The organism is Caballeronia sp. HLA56 (assembly GCF_054655155.1).
In genome coordinates this window covers 426,596-443,863 of record NZ_BAAHOB010000005.1, presented here as the reverse complement: position 1 = coordinate 443,863, position 17,268 = coordinate 426,596, and the positions used below count along the sequence as shown (strand labels likewise).

Below are 17,268 nucleotides of genomic sequence, written 5' to 3'. Positions count from 1 at the left end.
GCCGGGTTTTGTCTTTTCAGGCGCGAACATTACGCGCCGTCGAACGAAATATTCAGACCAGATATTCGCCGAGGAACGTCAAGGTCCGGCCGTGCGCCAGCGCCGATGCCTTCGCGTTATACGAAGCGCGATCGCCGCAATTGAAGCCATGATCGGCGCCCTGATAAAGATAGAGTTCCGAATCCGAACGGCCCGCAAAACGGTCGCGCACGCTGGCGACTGCATCGGAAGGGATATGCGCGTCTAGTTCGCCGTAATGGAATTGAATCGGTGATTTGATTTTGTCGGCCTGATCGAGCTGATTCTGAATGCCGCCACCGTAATAGGCCACGGCGAGATCGACCGACTCTTGCGCCGCCGCCAGATAAGCGAGGCGTCCGCCGAAGCAGAAGCCGATGGCCGCCACCTTGCCCGTCACTTCGGGCAACGCGCGCAATGCCTGGGCGGCCGCGCCGACGTCGCCGACGGCTGCATCGAGATTGGTCTTTTGCAGCAGTTCCATCGCCTTTTCGCGATCCGCGCCGTCGTAACCCAACTCCACGCGTGGTTGCGTGCGCCAGAAAACGTCCGGTGCGAGCGCCACGTAGCCATCTGCCGCATATTGATCGGCGACGCTGCGAATATGCGCGTTCACGCCGAAGATTTCCTGCAGGATGATCACAGCGGGTCCGGTGCCCGTCTTTGGCAGGGCGAGATAGCCCTGGAAGCTGCCGCCATCAGCGGGAATGTCGATCCAGCGGGAAGTGGTGGAAATGGTCATGTCGTTGCTCCTTTAGCTCGATTGAACATGCGCGTTTGAGGCGGCTGTGTGCGTTGATTCGCCAGCCTCGGACCGCGTTGGCGAGTGAGTGTGCCAGCTTTCCCTTTCAGACGCCTGAGCGCGCCCGGGCCGCGCTGGCATGACCTTTGACGGGAAAAGGATTTTTAGAGCGGCTAGTCTAAACACTTGGCGACTAAGCGGCTTTAAAAACAGGCTAATGAAGCGAGCGCGCGGGATTATCGGCAAACGGCCGCCGCTCTTGAAGCGCGTTCAAACCGGCACACGTCCGCTCCTTGGAAACCCGCATGAACAGGGCGTCTTCACGGAACGCCACCACAAACGCCCGCGCTTCTCAACTGGCCTTTAATCGGTAGTCACACCAGTATCTTAAAAAACTTCCCTAATTTAATTTGACACCCCTACACTTGCGCGCAGTGCGGATGGCGGCCGCCAAAAATGGCCAGCCAGAAGGACTTGCCAAGTGCATGACGATGCATCCGGCGTGGTCGTCCACGGGACTGAGCGATCGTGATGAAAGACGGGGCACAGGGCGATTACGTTGTTTTTGGGACCGAAACTGGAGACTTACATGAACACCAAGCTTCACAAACTGTTGCCGATCAGCGCTGCAGCCGTGCTTTTCGCTACGTTGGCAACATCCGCAGCAGCCGACCAGGTCGTCAAGATCGGTCACGTCGCTCCGCTGACCGGCGGCATTGCTCACCTGGGCAAGGATAACGAAAACGGCGCGCGGCTCGCAGTCGAGGAAATCAACGCGAAGGGTCTCACCATCGGCGGCCAGAAGGTCACGCTGGAACTCGACGCGCAGGATGACGCGGCCGACCCGCGTACCGCCACGCAGGTTGCACAGAAGCTGGTCGACGACAAGGTTGTCGGCGTCGTCGGTCACTTGAACTCCGGTACGTCCATCCCGGCATCGAAGATTTACAGCGACGCGAGCATCGTTCAGATTTCGCCGTCGGCCACGAACCCGACCTACACGCAGCAAGGCTTCAAGACGACATATCGCGTCGTCGCGACCGATGCTCAACAAGGCCCGGCGCTCGCCAACTACGCCGCGAAGCAATTGAAGGTGAAGAGCGTCGCCGTGGTGGACGACTCGACCGCCTACGGTCAGGGTCTCGCCAACGAGTTCGAAAAGACCGCGAAGGCACTTGGCCTGAAGGTCATTTCGCACGATGCGACCAACGACAAGGCAGTCGACTTCCGCGCGATTCTGACCAAGATCAAGGGTGAGAACCCCGACGCGGTGATGTACGGCGGCATGGACGCAACCGGCGGCCCGTTCGCGAAGCAAGCCAAGCAGCTCGGCCTGCGCGCGAAGGTTCTCGCAGGCGACGGCGTCTGCACGGAAAAGCTGGCCGACCTGGCTGGCGACGCAACCGACAACATCGTGTGCTCCGAAGCCGGCATGGCGCTCGAAAAGATGGAAGGCGGCCAGGCGTTCGCGGCGAAGTTCCAGAAGCGCTTCGGTCAGCCTATCCAGATCTACGCGCCGTTCACGTATGACGCGGTGTATATCATCGTCGACGCGATGAAGCGCGCAAACTCGACCGATCCGGCGAAGATCGTTGCCGCCATGCCGAACACGGACTACAAGGGCGTGATCGGCGAGACGACCTTCGATTCGAAGGGCGACCTGAAGCACGGCGTGATCTCGCTGTACGACTACAAGAAGGGCAAGAAGAGCTTGCTGGACGTCGTCAAGATGTAATGACGGCGGGCCTTCGGCTCCAGGAAACGCGCGGACTTCAAAGGTCCGCGCGTTTTTTTATATCTTGAGGCGCTTGAGGATCTTCGGTCCGATCAGCGCGATCAAGGCGCAGCAAGCCGCGACCACGCACAACCCGATGGGCAATGTGCTGATTTGCGCGACGCCGCCAATCAGCACCGGTCCGAGCAGCAAGCCGAAATACGCGAGGCCCGCGACCTGCGCGAGCCCTTCCGCCGCCGTCACGCCCTCCACGCGCGCCGCGGCCGCGAAGAGCACCGGCATCATGTTGGCGAGACCGAGGCCCATCAGTGTGAAGCCGGTCAGGGTCACGACCGCGTTCGGCACGACGAGCGCCATCACCATGCCGATAAACGCGAGTCCCGCGCTGCCGAAGATCAATTGCGGCGCGCCGAAGCGAGCGCGCACGGCATCGCCGCCAAAGCGACCGGCCGCCATGCCGCCCGAGAACGCGGCATAAGCGGCGCTTGCGACCGAGGGCGTGGCCAGCACGACGTCGCGCATGTACACGGTGGCCCAGTCGTACATGGCGCCCTCCGCGATCAACGCAACGAGCGCCATGCCGCCCAGCGCCCAGAGCGCGCCCGAGCGCCAGCGATTCGACGACGACGATTTCGCGTGTTCATCGTGATGCGCCACGTGCGGCAGCACGTAGGGCATCGACACGAGCAAGACGATCAGACTGACGCCCGAGACAAGAGCGAGATGCGCGGCAGGCGCAAGACCGTGCGCGAGCAACGCGCCGCCGACCGCCGCGCCCGCCATGCCGCCCACGCTGAACATGCCATGCAGCGACGACATGATCGGGCGCTCGAGCGCTTCTTCGACGGCGCTGGCCTCGGCGTTCATGGCGACATCGAGTGTGGCCATGCCGAAGCCGAAAAACGCCAGCACGATGAGCAGCATCCAGAAAGCCGGGACGACTAGAATCAGCGCGCCGCAGCACATCATGGTGAGGCCGCCCGCCATGCAGGCCATGCGCGTGCCGGCTCGCGCGATCCACGGACCGGCTGTGAGCATGGCGAAGATCGAGCCGCCAGCGACGGCGAAGAGTGCGAACGACAGCATGCCGGGACTGAGCGCGAACTTGTCGCGCACGGTCGGCACATGCACGCCCCACGAGGCGTACATCATGCCGGCGATGAAGAACACGGCCATCGTCGAATAGCGGGCGCGCTTGCGGGCGGCGGCCGGGAGGCTGCGATGCAAGGCTTGCATCGGATTTGACTCGCGGGAGGCGGAAAGAGAGGTCGAGTCGGACACGAACGAAAAGTTTGAAAGAGTGATGCGAACGCAGGACAACCTTGCAGATTGCCTCATTTCGCGGGAGCTTTCGATTCTATCGAACGGCTAGCAGACACGCTCGATGCCCGTGCTTTACCATCGGTCGCATCAAACTCGAATAATCAAAAAGGAGATTCATGCATATCCCGTCGCAAGCGCCTTTGCATTTGCTGCATCGCATGCCAGAAGGCACGCTCGCCACGCAGTCGCGAGACCCACGCGGTTTTCCTTATCCAACCGCTTTGCCTTTTGCGCCGACCGCTCACCATACGCCAATGTTGTTGATCAGCCAGCTCGCCGAACATACACGCAATCTTCAGGCAGACGGACGGGCCGGTTTTCTGATTACTCACGCGGCGGAAGGGCGCGTTCTCGAAGGACAGCGATTGACCATGCTCGGTACATTCGCGCCCGCGCCGCTTGCGCAATATGAAGAACTGTCGCGTCGTTATTTGCGATATCACCCGGACGCGGGGCGTTATCTGGAGTTGGGTGATTTCTCGTTCTGGCTGATGTCGCTGGAACGAATGCGATTTATTGGCGGTTTTGGTGCAATGGGATGGCTGCGCGCAGAAGATTTGGATGATCTGGAGCCGGTTTCTTCCGCCGATGAAGTCGCGCTCTGCAAGATTTTCGACGCTTATAACGCTCGGCCGGCGAATCTCGCATTATTAGGGATAGACCGATACGGATGCGATTTGCTGCGCGACGGCACACGCAATCGTTTTACCTTCGATAAGCCGAAACTTAACGGGGACGAATTGAGGACCGCGCTAATCGATTGCATCGAGCGGCAAAGCTAGGCAGCATTCATTAACCGGATGGCAAAAAGACAGCTTACTATGAGGAACGGCTGCATCTAAACTGTCATCCGGTGAAATATTTGCCCAAAGAGCGTCGACGGCATTTCATTGCGCGCCAATTTTTCACGATTAACGACGTCTATTCCTTACTACTTTCCCGAGAGGTGCTACGGGCGAGAAGCGAACAGACGGCCCATTGTTACGAGGAAAGCCGCTGAAACTCAATTTAAGTGGCAATGCGCACATGCCGCCTTAATCCGATATGTGTTAATCTGCGTGCCATCCGAGGCTTTATCGAAAACGTAAAGCGGGCGACAGACTCGTAATTCAGCAAACCACTCAGGAAATTGCCATGCCTTCATACAAGGAACTTCTCGCGCAGCGCGAGTCTCTGGAACGTCAGATTGAAGAAGCGAAGTCGCGTGAATACGCCGAAGTGCTCAATGAGATCAAGCAGAAAATGGCGGATTACGGCATCACGCTTCAGGAACTAGCCGGTGGTCGAGGCGCTAAGACTCCGAAGGCATCCCGTGCCCGTAACGGCGTTGCACCGAAATACCGTGACCCGGAAAGCGGTAGCACGTGGTCGGGCCGCGGTAAGCCGCCAAAGTGGATTGCGGGACAAGACCGCGATAGTTTTCTGATCGGCAGATAAGTCGGGCCAGATTTCAGTGAAAAGAGCCGCGCTTAGAACGCGGCTTTTTTTCCGACTAGCGAGTTCGCACGCGTAACGGCACGTATTAATGTCGCCGTCTGTCCTATTTCCGCGAGCGAAGAGCGCATTGAAAGCGCGAAGCCAGGCACGGCGTTAAGATTTATCGACATACATGTTTGGCTCAAGGCAAATTACATGTCGCTTTCGACGGCTCGTGCCAAGGAAAAGCAGGACGTTGCGCGGACGACTACCTGGACCAGCATTGCGCTCAACTGCGTTTTAAGCACGGCGCAACTGACCGTGGGTTTTATTGCCCATTCTCAAGCGCTGCTCGCGGACGGCGTCCATTCGCTATCCGATCTGGTTTCCGATTTCATCGTTCTGATTGCCAACCATCGTTCGGCGGCAGCGCCGGATCACGATCACAACTACGGTCATAGCCGTTATGAAACGGTAGCGTCGTTATTCCTCGGCGGATTGTTGATTGCAGTCGGTGCGGGAATGTTATGGCGCGCCGGCACGCGAGTTCTAAACCTGGACGATATTCCCCCCGTTCACGCCAGCGCGCTGGTGGTTGCGTTAATCGTCCTCGTATCGAAAGAAGCCTTGTTCAGATATATGCTGCGCGCGGCAGAACGCGTGCGCTCGGCATTACTCGTGGCCAACGCCTGGCATGCACGTTCGGACGCCGCTTCGTCACTCGTCGTGGCGCTTGGAATTATCGGCAGTCTCGCAGGACTTAAATTTTTCGATCCTATTGCCGCCGCACTGGTCGGTTTCATGGTCGGCAAAATGGGCTGGAGTTTCGCGTGGGATGCGCTCCAGGATTTGTCGGACCGGGCGCTCGATCAAACCGCCGCCGCTGATTTACGCGCCATTTTGCTCGGCACGCCTGGTGTGCGTGAAGTCCACGAATTACGTACTCGGAAAATGGGCGACCTGGCAATCGTCGACGCGCATATTCTCGTCGATCCGCGTATTTCGGTTTCGGAGGGGCATTTCATTGCCGAATCGGCGCGTGCGCACGTAATGACCGATCCGCGCGTGATCGATGCCCTCATTCACGTCGATCCGGAAAGCGACGCGCTCAACCCGCTGCCCGGCAATTTCCCGTTGCGGTCCACTGCAATGGACGCTGTGCGCGCCGCTTTCGGCGCAGAGAGCTTGCCAATAGAGGAATTGAATCTGCATTACCTGAGCAGCGGCTTCGATATCGATATTGTTTTGCCAGCGCATTTGCCAGATCAATTAGGCGAAGACGCGGCGGCGCGCCTTGCCCGAATCGATATCGATGCCCTCAAGCGAAAGCTTGGCGCGCACGAGTTACGCGTAACCCATGCGCTTCGAACGACGCGTGACGCGCCCGTTCGACCTTGATATTCAGAGTGGCAGTTGCGTATCGAACTTGATTTCGCGCAGCACGACGCTCGTGCGAACCTGCGCCACGGCCGGAATCTTGAAGATGCGCTCGTGCAGGAACGCGTCGTATGACTTGATGTCGGGCGCCACGATCTTGAGAATGTAGTCGGATTCGCCCGTGGTGCTGTAGCACTCGGTCACTTCCGGACAGGTGGCGATCTCGCGCTCGAACTGTTCGACGCCGCCTTCGGTGTGCCGCGTCAAATGAATATGCGCGAGCGCGCAGACGTGCAGGCCGAGCTTCTCCCGGTCGAGGAGAGCGGTGTAACGCTGGATGACGCCGGACTGCTCCATGTCCTTGATACGGCGCCAGCAGGGCGTACTCGAAAGCCCGACCTGATCCGAAATTTCCTGAACGGACCGCCGCGCGTCGAGTTGCAGGAGACGCAGGATTTTTTGTGAGAATGTATCTAGAGTCAACTGCGCCTCCATTCGGTCGCGATCTGACCTAATGTTAGAGGCGCAGAAAAAGAAACGCAATGCAAAGCGGCTGCACTGAGGTAGTTTCCCTAACTCACCGGCCTGTCGGCGCGTTTTTACCTTCGACGATGCTTTCAGTTTCGCCCGCAGTGGCTTGTGTGGCGGCCTGCGAGGCACGAAGCTCCGCCAGCATGTTGCAAAAGAGCGCGCCCTGCTCGATAGCGTCATCGAGCGCGACGTGCGTATGCGGCAGGTCGTCGAACCAGTGCTTGGGCAGACGCGGTTTGATCGCCTTCCGATACGGCAAGCCGGTAATCGCAAAAGCCAGCGTCTTGATGTCGAGCGCGGACCACGAAAAAGGACAGCGTTCGGCGAAGCGCATCATGTACCAGAACATATAGGTGAAGTCGAAGCCTGCTGGATACGCCACGAACACCGGTTTGCCGGGCAGGGCCTCCACCCATTCGACGTACTTGACGAGCGCGACTTCGGGCTTTTGCAGATCGATACGGCACGCGGCCCAAGCCTCGGGCTGTGTCTTCCACCATGCCGCTTGAACAGGATGCGGCGCCGCGCCTTCGAGCGTTTCCAGATTCGCCGAGAACGTGCTGACGAGTTGTTTGTCCGCCGTGAACGCGGCCGACGCGAAACTCAGCATCGAGTGCGGACCGGGAATGGGACCGTCGGCTTCGACATCCGTGCTGACGTAGATTTCGGGAATGGCGTTCATGCGCTCACTCCGTCGCCTACATAGGGATTGGAGCGGCGTTCCTCGCCAAGTGTCGATGCAGGTCCGTGGCCCGGCACGAAGGTCACGTCGTCGCCGAGCGGCCAGAGCTTCTCGCGGATGGAGCGGATCAGTTCGGCGTGATTGCCGCGCGGAAAATCGGTGCGACCGATGGAGCCGGCAAACAGCACATCGCCGACGAGCGCCAGCCGATGCTCGCGGCTGAAGAACACCACGTGTCCGGGCGTATGACCGGGGCAAAAATAGACTTCCATGCTTTCCTCGCCGAACCGCACGGTGTCGCCGTCTTCGAGCCATCGCTCGGGCGTGAAGGCTTCGGCATCCGAAAAACCGAAGCGCTTGGATTGCGCGGGTAACTGGTCGATCCAGAACGCGTCTTCCCGATGCGGTCCTTCTATGGTGACGCCGTAGTGTTCCGCGAGTGCCTTCGCGCCGCCGCAGTGATCCAGATGACCATGCGTCAGCAGCACTTTTTCGACCTTCGCGCCTTGCCGCTCGACCTCGGCGATGATGCGCTCGATGTCGCCGCCGGGGTCGACCACGGCGGCGCGCTGCGTCGTCTCGCAGATTACGATGGAGCAGTTTTGCTGGAACGGCGTCACGGGCACAAGAATGACTTTCATAAGACTCTCACCGGGACGAAGTCGCGTGTAAAAAGGTGCATTGTACCGGTGCCGGATCACGCTCGCGTCAGCCTCCATAAAGGCCCGGAGGCCGCTTCCAGAGCTGCAATTCTTACGGTCATAGCGAAAATCAATGACGAAATATGCAGTCGGAGGAGCCGGACCCCCGTTTTTTTGTATAATGACGACACTTGTGCATGGCTTTGACCATGCCGTCAATGGACAAAAGTCTGAACGCTAGTGCGTTTTTACAATTGTTATCAGTACGCTGTTGGGGGCTGAAAGCCTCGTAACTGCAACTCAAGCACCGTCATTTGGTGCACACGTCTTGTCCGGTCAGGCGCCGCGCGTCTGTCAGACGGCCTTAGCTGCCGTCGCACCGGATGGGGCCTACGCCGCCGTTCCTGCGCTGAAACAACGTCTCATAGCGCGCGAACCGTTGTCACGTTCGATGGCGGCACGTGGGGTCTGGTCAGGCTGCCGGGGACAGGCTGCGCCAGACGTGAACAATAACCGGGCTTTGCGGCAAGAGTACGCCGCATCCGAGCATCAGTTCGCCGTTCGCTGGTTCGAACGGCGTCCTGCTTTGCGCGGCTTGCCTTTCGAGCAGTCTTGCGCGCGCTTTGAGCGCGGCGCGGCCGCTCTACAAACAATGAAGACACGCCTATGAATGCTCGATATCTTCGACATGTCGGTAGCTTGCTAGCCGTCGCAGTACTGGCTGGCTGCGCCGCGCCGGGTTCGGGCGACATCGCGTCCAATCCTCAGACAACAGCTACCGTTAGCACGACGAGTGCCCGCTCCACCGCACCCCTCGCTTTCGACAACAACCTGAGCTCCGTGCCTGCTCCGAAGCAAGCACAGGGCGAGTCGCTAGCCAACGCGCAGCCGATTACCAGCGGTCCGAACGTCGGCGAATTCGAGCAACAGGGCAAGGCTTCCTGGTACGGTCGCCTGTTCCACGGCCGCAAGACGGCGAGCGGCGAGAAATTCAACATGAATGCGATGACCGCCGCTCATCGCACGCTACCGCTGGCTTCATGGGTGCGCGTGACGAACGAAGCGAATCACAAGACGGTGGTGGTTAAGATCAACGATCGCGGACCTTACGTGCGTGGCCGCGTGATCGATCTTTCGTACGCGGCTGCATCGGCGCTGGACATGAGCAGCAGCGGCACGCAAAAGGTGAAGATCGAAGGACTGACGCAGCAGGAAGCGCGGGCGGCGCGCGAGCAATCGCAGTCGCTGGCGGATGACGGCGTGAACTGAACCTGCGTCTGATCCATGAAAAGGCCGTCATCGCGACGGCCTTTTTTCATTCTTCCGAGCGTTTGCTGAGTATCAACGCGCGTTCGTACAAGACGTTGCGCGATGCGCCCGAGAGCGCTGCCGCGATGCGCGCCGCGCTCTTCACCGACAACTCTTCGAGCAGCATGGTGAGCAGCTCGTCGTTGACGTCGTCCGATGCTTCTTCCTCCGGTGCGCCCTGCACCACAAGCACGAATTCTCCGCGTTGCCGGTTGGCATCTGCTTCGAGCCACGTTGGCCCTTCGGCCAGGGTGCAGCGATGAAGGCTCTCGTGTAACTTCGTCAATTCGCGTGCGATCAGCATTTGCCGCCCGCCGCCGAGCGCTTCACCGAGCGCGCGTACTGTTTCCACGATGCGATGCGGCGCCTCGTAAAACACGAGCGCCATTGAGTGCTTGCTCAGCGTGCGCAGTTGCGCGGCGCGTTGTTTGGGTTTCGACGGCAGGAAGCCGATGAACGAGAAGCCGCTGACCCACGCGCCGGCCGCGCTCAATGCAGTGGTGAGCGCGCTTGCGCCCGGCAAGGGGATGACGGGAAAGCCCGCGTTGCGCACGGCATCGACGAGACGTGCGCCTGGGTCCGAAATGCCGGGCGTGCCCGCGTCCGACACGCACGCGATGCGCTCGCCGTTCTTCAGATGCTCGATCACGCGTTCGGCGGCGCTGCGTTCGTTATGTTCGTGCACGGCGATCGACGGCTTCGAGATGCCGTAGCGCGCGAGCAGTTGCGAGGTGTTGCGCGTGTCTTCGGCGGCGATGCGATCGACGAGACCGAGCACGTGCAGTGCGCGCACCGTGATGTCCGCCGTATTGCCGATCGGCGTGGCGACCACATAGAGCGCGCCCGTCGGATAGTGCTGCCCGTCGGCTAATTCGGAGATCTGAAGCATGAGCGCGGGCGTCGAAGGAAAGACTGCCATTTTGCCACGCGTGCAAGCGCTCAACGCTCGACAACTTTTGAGGAGTGCCTGTGTCCAAATCGCTCGGCGATGTTTTCGAAGCGCGCGCGCTCGAGTACCTGCAAAGGCAGCGCATGAAGCTCGTCGCGCGCAACGTGCGTTGCCGTGGCGGCGAGATCGATCTCGTCATGTCCGATGAACGCGGCGCGCTCGTGTTCGTCGAAGTCAGGGCGCGCGCGAGCCGCCGGTTCGCGGATGCCGCCGCGAGCGTCGATGCCAGAAAGCGCGAGAGGATCGTGCGCGCCGCGCAGTTTTATCTGACGAAGTGGCGCGGCGCGTTGCCCGCGTGCCGCTTCGACGTGATCGCCTTCGATGCGGGACGCATTCGCTGGGTGACGGATGCATTTCGTGCCGACGGCACTTGATGTTGAGGTGTGCCGCGGCATGCATGCGGTAAACTGCGCAGCATTCACACGCAACAACCGCCGCCGCCGCGGCCGATAATCGAGAGTCGATGTCAGTCGAACGCATTCAACAGCAATTCCGCGACAGCGCGGCGCTCACGCTCGAAGCACTCGATGTGCTGGCGGTCCCGATCGCGGCGGCAGTCGACACGCTGTTCAGCGCGCTCGCCAACGGCTCCAAGATTCTCACATGCGGCAACGGCGGTTCGGCCGCCGACGCGCAACGTTTTGCCGCGCAACTCATCGGCCGCTTCGAGCGCGAGCGTCCCGCATTGCCGGCCATTGCGCTGACGACCGATACATCGATACTCACGGCAGTCGGCAACGACTACGCCTTCGAACAGATCTTCTCGCAGCAGGTTCGTGCGTTGGGACATGCGGGCGATGTCCTGCTTGCCATCAGCACGTCGGGCAACTCGGTGAACGTGCTCGCGGCGATTCAGGAAGCGCACGAACGCGAGATGATCGTGATTGCGCTGACGGGCAAGGGCGGCGGCGTGATATCCGAAGTGCTCATCGACACCGACATACATATCTGCGTGCCTTCCGAGCGGACGGCGCGTATTCAGGAAGTCCATCTGTTGACCATTCACTGCCTGAGCGACGGCATCGACGCGATGCTGCTAGGCGACGACTGAACACAAAGGGGAAAACGAGTTGATGAACAAGACACGCGTGAAGGCGACGCTGGCTAACGCCACGTTGGTGGTGAGTATGTTGTCGGGTGTTGCGTTGACACTGCAGGGCTGTGCGCTCGCGGTGGTCGGTGCGATGGGCGGCGGCACCTTGATCGCCACCGATCGCCGCACGCTCGGCGCCCAGACCGAAGATCGCGAGATCCAGGTGAAGGCGTTATCCCGGATTAACGAGAGCGTGCCCGACACGGCGCATGTCAATGTCACCGTGTTCAACCGGCGCGTGCTCTTGACGGGCGAAGTACCCGACGATGCCTCGAAGCAGAAGGCCGAGTCTGTCGTGCACGACATCAACAACGTGGGCAGCATCGTCAATGAACTGTCGGTGCAGGGTGCGAGTTCTATTTCCTCGCGCGCCAACGACTCGTACCTCGAAGGCCGCGTGAAGACCGCGATGGTCGGTGAGAAGGACTTGCGCGCGAATTACTATAAGGTCGTGTGCGAGCGGAGCATTGTGTATTTGATGGGCCTCGTCACCCCGGATGAAGGCGCGCATGGCGCGGATGTCGCCGCGCGCGTGCCGGGCGTCGAACAAGTGGTGAAGGTGTTCCAGTACATCAAGCCGGAAGAAGCCAAGGCGCTGGAGGCGGCGGCGGCATCGGATGCGAGCGGCGTCTCGGCGGCGAGTGCCCCGGCGCCTGAGGCCACGGTTGGAACGGTGCCGGATTCATCGGTGACATCGCGTCCGCTGGATCAGCAGACGCCCGCGCCCGTTAAGAATTCGGATGTTCATCCGGGAAGTGCGGCTCCGGCGCCAGTGGGTAAGTGATGATGCGACTGCGTGGTTGTGTCGTGGCTGGTTTGCTTTTGAGTGTGTCGGCGTTGGTTCATGCGGCGGATCAGCCTATATCCGCCGCCAATGCGATGGCGATTGCGCGCAGCAATGCGTGCATGGGATGTCACGCGGTGGATCGCAAACTTGTTGGGCCGTCGTTTCAACAAGTGGCGGACAAATACAAGGGCGATGCATCCGCGAGCGCGAAGCTTGAAGCGAAAGTGAAGAAGGGTGGCGCGGGCGTGTGGGGATCGATACCGATGCCTTCGCATCCTTCCATGAACGATGCCGACATCAAGACCGTGGTCGCGTGGGTGCTGGCGGGAGCGCCGCAGAAGTAAGCTGGTGGCGGCTCGGGCTTGCGTTTCGTTGAGATGCTTGTGATACACTTTTACTTCGTTGGGGGGGTAGCTCAGCTGGGAGAGCGTCGCGTTCGCAATGCGAAGGTCGGGAGTTCGATCCTCCTCCTCTCCACCAACCAACATTCCTAGCACGTCCGAAGTAGTCCCGAAACCCCGCAGCCAGCAAGGCTCGCGGGGTTTTTTTATTCCAATGTCATCCGAGATCATCCTGTGTCATGCGATGCCATTTGGGGGCATGTTCCGGGGGCATGTCGGGGCGCCTTACAGGCGATGCCCCCACCCACAGTTACAAGCGTCTCCCCCTCAGTGAACCAATGGCTAACGCTCGGGATCTAGTCTCTCAGGGCTCCGCTGTCCCGGCGCAAGAAAGATCCAACAAACACTGTGCGTTATTTATGGATACAAAAAAGATCTAACGCCGCCTGTACGAAGTCTTGACGACTGGGGGCTTTGCCGCGATTCTAGCTAGCCGATGTTTTGTATGAGAAATACCGTGTCGTTGACGGACGTTGCTATAAAAAACGCGCACCCCAGAGATAAGACCTATCGAATCACCGACGGTGCGGGGATGTATCTGGAAGTTACCCCATCCGGTGGCAAACATTGGCGGCTGAAATATCGATTTTCCGGCAAAGAAAAGCGACTGGCGTTAGGGTCGTATCCGCTGGTGTCGCTGAAAGATGCCCGCCGGCGTCGTGACGACGCACGCCGTCTTTTAGCAAACGGCATTGATCCAAGTGTTGAGCGCCGGATTCAAAGAGCAGCCGCTGTCGCACGTTCGGCTAATAGCTTCGAAGTTGTTGCTCGTGAGTGGTTCGCTCGACAGGCGCCGACGTGGGCAGAGTCACACGCCGATAAGGTAATCGCGCGTCTCGAGAATGATGTCTTCCCGTGGTTAGGCGGTCGGCCAGTCGCGGATATCTCTGCACCTGACGTGCTCGCCGTCTTACGGCGCGTGGAGAAGCGGGGCGCGCTCGACACGGCTCATCGCGTTCACCAGAATTGTGGACAGGTATTCCGCTACGCTATAGCAACAGGCCGGGCGTCACGGGACGTGTCGGCCGACCTGCGTGGAGCGCTCGCACCCGCGCAACATACGCACTTTGCGGCCCTAACGCAACCGCAGGAGGTAGCTGAACTGCTCCGCGCCCTTGACGGCTTCCAGGGTACATTCGTTGTGCAATGCGCGTTACGCCTCGGACCGCTCCTGTTCGTCCGGCCGGGCGAATTGCGAAATGCCGAATGGAAAGACATCGACCTCGAACGCGCAGAGTGGCGATATAACGTCTCGAAGACTAGAACTGACCACCTCGTTCCACTTTCCACACAGGCGTTGAGCATCCTGAGTGATCTACATGCTCTTACCGGACATCGCCAGTTTGCTTTCCCTGGACGTGACCCGCGTAAGCCAATGAGCGGTGCGGCGGTCAATGCGGCGCTGCGGCGATTGGGCTATGACACACGGACGGAAATTACCGGACATGGATTTCGAGCGATGGCCCGTACCATTCTTCACGAGCAGCTCCGCTTTCCATGTGAGGTGATCGAGCATCAGCTCGCCCATCGAGTTGCCGACAACCTTGGAACAGCTTACAACCGAACGAAATTCATCGACGACCGCGTGCGGATGATGCAGGTTTGGGCAGACTATCTCGACAAGCTCAAAGCAGGCGCGCCCATCTCTGCTGACGCAGTGCGCTAGGCTGTCGAAGAGATGCGTTCGCGTGCCGATGAATTTCGTCGATTATCGCTACTGGGTAGCGCTCGACCGGTGGACCGTGAAGGAAGCCGCGCTTTTGCTCGACTCCAAGGACCCACGTTTGCATTTAGATTTTGGGGTTCGGTCTGCGCGAGGACAGCCAGAGTACGAGAAGGCAAGGCAGATCGCCACCGTCATCAAGCGCATGAATTGGGGCCAACGCTACGGTATGTGCAAATGGGAGGTAAAGGACGACCCCTTTTTCATCTGCGATGCAGTCCAGCGTGCCGGATTCGCGTTGCCGGAAACTTTGATCCGTGAACTAGCTCGCCGACAGCGGCGAGATGTATCGCCGACGATGCCAAGCTTTCGCGAAGAGGAAGAGGGCAAAAGTGCAATAACGAGAGAGCGTAAAACCATGCTCAAGCTCATCATCGGACTGGCAATGGGCGGCTATCGTATGGATCCGGACTCGCCTCGGAACCTTCACGCGAAAGAGATGCGGATTGATCTTGAGCGTGCAGGTGTACCGCTTGACGACGCAACAATCAAAAAGTATCTCGACGAAGCGCGCCGATTGAGGAGGGCGATACTTGATCAAGGGCAATAGGCGTGACATTGTTCCCTGATTGGGGTTTCTTGCTCCGTCTGCCTTCAACGAGTTCAAGCTACCCACCCGCGGTTCATCGTTTCTTGGATCGGCCTCGCTAGTTGACGAGCACTGCGGGCCTATCAATTTTGATCATCAAGAAATCAGCAAGTTAACGTCAGTCGCCAACATATTGAGCAGGCTTTCGTTAGCGATCACCACGCCAAAATCGAACATTGCTCGAGTCGATTCATTCCACTCATCGAGAAGAGTCTAGGCAGTGGAAATATGATTGTCAGTATAGTTGCCCCAATTCGATACACGTCCGATATCTTCGGGCAATGTTCGTGCGTTAAGCTTACATCGGCAGCGCGCCGGCGTTGTCATCGCTGCATCGGCCGTTCGTCAGTAAGAATTGATTTCGGTTCCTGACACCGAACGAATTCGACAGTCGTCCTAAGCCGTGCGTTGCAGAACACCCAAAATGGAACCCTCAAACACGGCGTGACTCGCCTCAGTGACGAGACATCTCAACCTTGGCTTTTTCTCAAGCGCAACCCTGTTATCTAGATATACATATGGAAGTTCGAAATGCGCGGCATTGGGCGCGCGGAAGAGATTGGAAGTTCAGAACTGTAACAGCGACATGCTTAACGGTTAGTTCTATACATTTGCCTCAGTATTTTGCGGCGCGCACGGATTGTCGCTATGCCTTAATTGCAGTATCCGCCGTTCTTATCGCGCTAATTGCCGGTTACGCCTTCTCATTCACGGCGCTCTTGATAGCGGTCTTACCTCCAAGCTCGCCGACAGATATTAAGACGGGTGACGATTCGACAATCTTCTTCTCTGTGTTGATAATCTTAATCGCTGTGATTGAGCTACTAAAGCGTCAAGAATATCGGGCGGTACTTATCGCGCGAGTCGCCGAGTCACGGCGCGAAGTCTTGCTAACGGAACTAGGAAATAACGCGGTAGGTAACCGCGTGAAGAAAAATTCTTTTTTACATCGACTCGATGATATGAAAAGTTCAGAAACTTTGAGAACACAGACGAACAGCGACGGGATCGGCCTTGCAAATGGCAATATCGGAACTGTCGCGGACACGCCTGGAAAAAAAATGCATAGTATTCGGCCGCTAGCAGGCTCAGAAGTCTTTGTTCCTATCGAAAAGCGAACCGTACGGGCGGTCTTACTTGTTCACGGTCTTTCCAGTTCGCCTTCAGAAATGAGCTACCTTGCCCGAGCTCTTGAGAAAGAAGGCTATGAGGTTAGCAGAGCGGTCATACCCGGTTACAGTGCAGCTCAGGGGGAGGAGGCCATGGAAGTTTGGATTGAGGCCGCACTCGAGAAGTTTGATGCACTCGCGGCGCGCTCTGATTATGTGGCGGTCTGCGGCCTGTCGATCGGCGCGCTGCTCGCTCTGGTAATCGCGTCGAGGCGACCGAGCCTCGACGCCTTGATTCTTTTGTCGCTAACTCTCCACTATGACGGTTGGGCAGTGCCGTGGTATGCAGGGGTGCTCCAGATTGCATACCATAGTCCATTAAGGCATCGTTATCGCTATCGCGAGAGCCACCCGTTCGGGCTCAAACATAAAGGGCGGCGCGATCGTGTTGCTCGTTCCCTTCAGCGAAAGCGAACAAGCTCGGTTGGTCCGGCTACACTTACGCTGAGCGCTCTGTATCAGGCTCGCCGACTCGGCAAGCTTGTCATCGCTTCACTTCCGAAAATCCAAGCAGACACCTTGATCATCCACGCTATCGATGACGAGACTTCAAGTCCAGGAAATGTGAACGTCGTGCTTAGGGGTATGCGATCGCAAAATATACGCACGATATGGCTTGGTGATTCGTACCACATGATTACACAAGACAACGAACGCGATGTCGTTTGCCATGAGGTTGTACGCTTCTTGAAAAGGCAATAGTCTCTCTGTGCAAGTTCAGTGGCATTCGAAGTTCCTGGTAGCCAGCGCGCGTACTCGCTACTTGCAGATTTCGGCGCCGGAT

General features: G+C 58.8%; 18 protein-coding genes and 1 tRNA gene. 13 read left to right on the top strand and 6 right to left on the bottom strand.

The window, feature by feature from the left end:
• Nucleotides 1-52: 52 nt before the first annotated feature.
• A complete protein-coding gene (locus tag ACYQ47_RS21480; RefSeq protein ID WP_250466311.1) occupies nucleotides 53-754 on the bottom strand; it encodes a dienelactone hydrolase family protein in 702 nt (233 codons plus the stop codon).
• A gap of 595 nt (nucleotides 755-1,349) precedes the next feature.
• Between ACYQ47_RS21480 and ACYQ47_RS21475 the strand changes: the two genes are divergently transcribed.
• Nucleotides 1,350-2,495, top strand: coding sequence for a branched-chain amino acid ABC transporter substrate-binding protein (locus ACYQ47_RS21475; protein WP_244826687.1), 1,146 nt, complete (start codon nucleotides 1,350-1,352; stop codon nucleotides 2,493-2,495).
• 57 nt (nucleotides 2,496-2,552) lie between these two features.
• Here the strand turns inward: ACYQ47_RS21475 and ACYQ47_RS21470 are convergent, their stop codons facing one another.
• The gene (locus ACYQ47_RS21470; RefSeq protein ID WP_244826688.1) at nucleotides 2,553-3,731 is read right to left on the bottom strand and encodes an MFS transporter; all 1,179 of its coding nucleotides are present in this window, start codon (nucleotides 3,729-3,731) and stop codon (nucleotides 2,553-2,555) included.
• A gap of 203 nt (nucleotides 3,732-3,934) precedes the next feature.
• Between ACYQ47_RS21470 and ACYQ47_RS21465 the strand changes: the two genes are divergently transcribed.
• The 3 genes from ACYQ47_RS21465 (at nucleotide 3,935) to ACYQ47_RS21455 (ending at nucleotide 6,632) form a co-directional block, all read left to right on the top strand.
• Entirely contained in the window at nucleotides 3,935-4,600 is a 666-nt protein-coding gene (locus ACYQ47_RS21465) for a HugZ family pyridoxamine 5'-phosphate oxidase (protein ID WP_250466273.1), read from the top strand.
• A 352-nt stretch (nucleotides 4,601-4,952) separates the two neighbouring features.
• On the top strand, nucleotides 4,953-5,255 hold the full coding sequence (locus ACYQ47_RS21460) for an H-NS histone family protein (protein ID WP_244826690.1): 303 nt from the start codon (nucleotides 4,953-4,955) through the stop codon (nucleotides 5,253-5,255).
• A 195-nt stretch (nucleotides 5,256-5,450) separates the two neighbouring features.
• On the top strand, nucleotides 5,451-6,632 hold the full coding sequence (locus ACYQ47_RS21455) for a cation diffusion facilitator family transporter (RefSeq protein WP_459906764.1): 1,182 nt from the start codon (nucleotides 5,451-5,453) through the stop codon (nucleotides 6,630-6,632).
• 3 nt (nucleotides 6,633-6,635) lie between these two features.
• Here ACYQ47_RS21455 and ACYQ47_RS21450 read toward each other — a convergent pair whose 3' ends face one another.
• From ACYQ47_RS21450 to ACYQ47_RS21440, 3 genes are all read right to left on the bottom strand, one after another.
• Nucleotides 6,636-7,106 (bottom strand): Lrp/AsnC family transcriptional regulator, encoded by a 471-nt coding sequence (locus ACYQ47_RS21450; RefSeq protein ID WP_244826692.1) that lies wholly within the window; start codon nucleotides 7,104-7,106, stop codon nucleotides 6,636-6,638.
• Between the two features lie 82 nt (nucleotides 7,107-7,188).
• Nucleotides 7,189-7,824: a 3'-5' exonuclease family protein gene (locus ACYQ47_RS21445; protein WP_250466277.1), complete on the bottom strand. Its 636-nt coding sequence runs from the start codon at nucleotides 7,822-7,824 to the stop codon at nucleotides 7,189-7,191.
• Entirely contained in the window at nucleotides 7,821-8,465 is a 645-nt protein-coding gene (locus tag ACYQ47_RS21440) for an MBL fold metallo-hydrolase (RefSeq protein ID WP_250466279.1), read from the bottom strand. The genes ACYQ47_RS21445 and ACYQ47_RS21440 overlap by 4 nt, the downstream gene beginning before the upstream one ends.
• Nucleotides 8,466-9,131: 666 nt before the next feature.
• Between ACYQ47_RS21440 and ACYQ47_RS21435 the strand changes: the two genes are divergently transcribed.
• Entirely contained in the window at nucleotides 9,132-9,734 is a 603-nt protein-coding gene (locus ACYQ47_RS21435) for a septal ring lytic transglycosylase RlpA family protein (RefSeq protein ID WP_250466280.1), read from the top strand.
• A gap of 46 nt (nucleotides 9,735-9,780) precedes the next feature.
• On the opposite strand, the gene rsmI is transcribed toward ACYQ47_RS21435, so the two are convergent.
• Nucleotides 9,781-10,662: a 16S rRNA (cytidine(1402)-2'-O)-methyltransferase gene (rsmI, locus tag ACYQ47_RS21430; RefSeq protein ID WP_459909264.1), complete on the bottom strand. Its 882-nt coding sequence runs from the start codon at nucleotides 10,660-10,662 to the stop codon at nucleotides 9,781-9,783.
• Between the two features lie 74 nt (nucleotides 10,663-10,736).
• Between rsmI and ACYQ47_RS21425 the strand changes: the two genes are divergently transcribed.
• From ACYQ47_RS21425 to ACYQ47_RS21390, 8 genes are all read left to right on the top strand, one after another.
• The gene (locus ACYQ47_RS21425; RefSeq protein ID WP_244826696.1) at nucleotides 10,737-11,096 is read left to right on the top strand and encodes a YraN family protein; all 360 of its coding nucleotides are present in this window, start codon (nucleotides 10,737-10,739) and stop codon (nucleotides 11,094-11,096) included.
• Between the two features lie 89 nt (nucleotides 11,097-11,185).
• Nucleotides 11,186-11,773 (top strand): phosphoheptose isomerase, encoded by a 588-nt coding sequence (locus ACYQ47_RS21420; protein ID WP_244826697.1) that lies wholly within the window; start codon nucleotides 11,186-11,188, stop codon nucleotides 11,771-11,773.
• A gap of 22 nt (nucleotides 11,774-11,795) precedes the next feature.
• Nucleotides 11,796-12,599: a BON domain-containing protein gene (locus ACYQ47_RS21415; RefSeq protein ID WP_244826698.1), complete on the top strand. Its 804-nt coding sequence runs from the start codon at nucleotides 11,796-11,798 to the stop codon at nucleotides 12,597-12,599.
• Between the two features lie 2 nt (nucleotides 12,600-12,601).
• Complete coding sequence (locus ACYQ47_RS21410) at nucleotides 12,602-12,946, top strand: c-type cytochrome (RefSeq protein ID WP_309964189.1); 345 nt, start codon at nucleotides 12,602-12,604, stop codon at nucleotides 12,944-12,946.
• Nucleotides 12,947-13,006: 60 nt separating this feature from the next.
• Nucleotides 13,007-13,082 (top strand) — tRNA-Ala (locus ACYQ47_RS21405).
• 378 nt (nucleotides 13,083-13,460) lie between these two features.
• Nucleotides 13,461-14,669, top strand: coding sequence for a tyrosine-type recombinase/integrase (locus ACYQ47_RS21400; RefSeq protein ID WP_459909261.1), 1,209 nt, complete (start codon nucleotides 13,461-13,463; stop codon nucleotides 14,667-14,669).
• A 28-nt stretch (nucleotides 14,670-14,697) separates the two neighbouring features.
• On the top strand, nucleotides 14,698-15,276 hold the full coding sequence (locus ACYQ47_RS21395; protein ID WP_459906760.1) for a hypothetical protein: 579 nt from the start codon (nucleotides 14,698-14,700) through the stop codon (nucleotides 15,274-15,276).
• Nucleotides 15,277-15,791: 515 nt separating this feature from the next.
• Nucleotides 15,792-17,186 carry an alpha/beta hydrolase gene (locus ACYQ47_RS21390; RefSeq protein ID WP_459906758.1) on the top strand — a complete coding sequence of 465 codons (1,395 nt, stop codon included), beginning with the start codon at nucleotides 15,792-15,794 and terminating at the stop codon, nucleotides 17,184-17,186.
• Nucleotides 17,187-17,268: the final 82 nt, after the last annotated feature.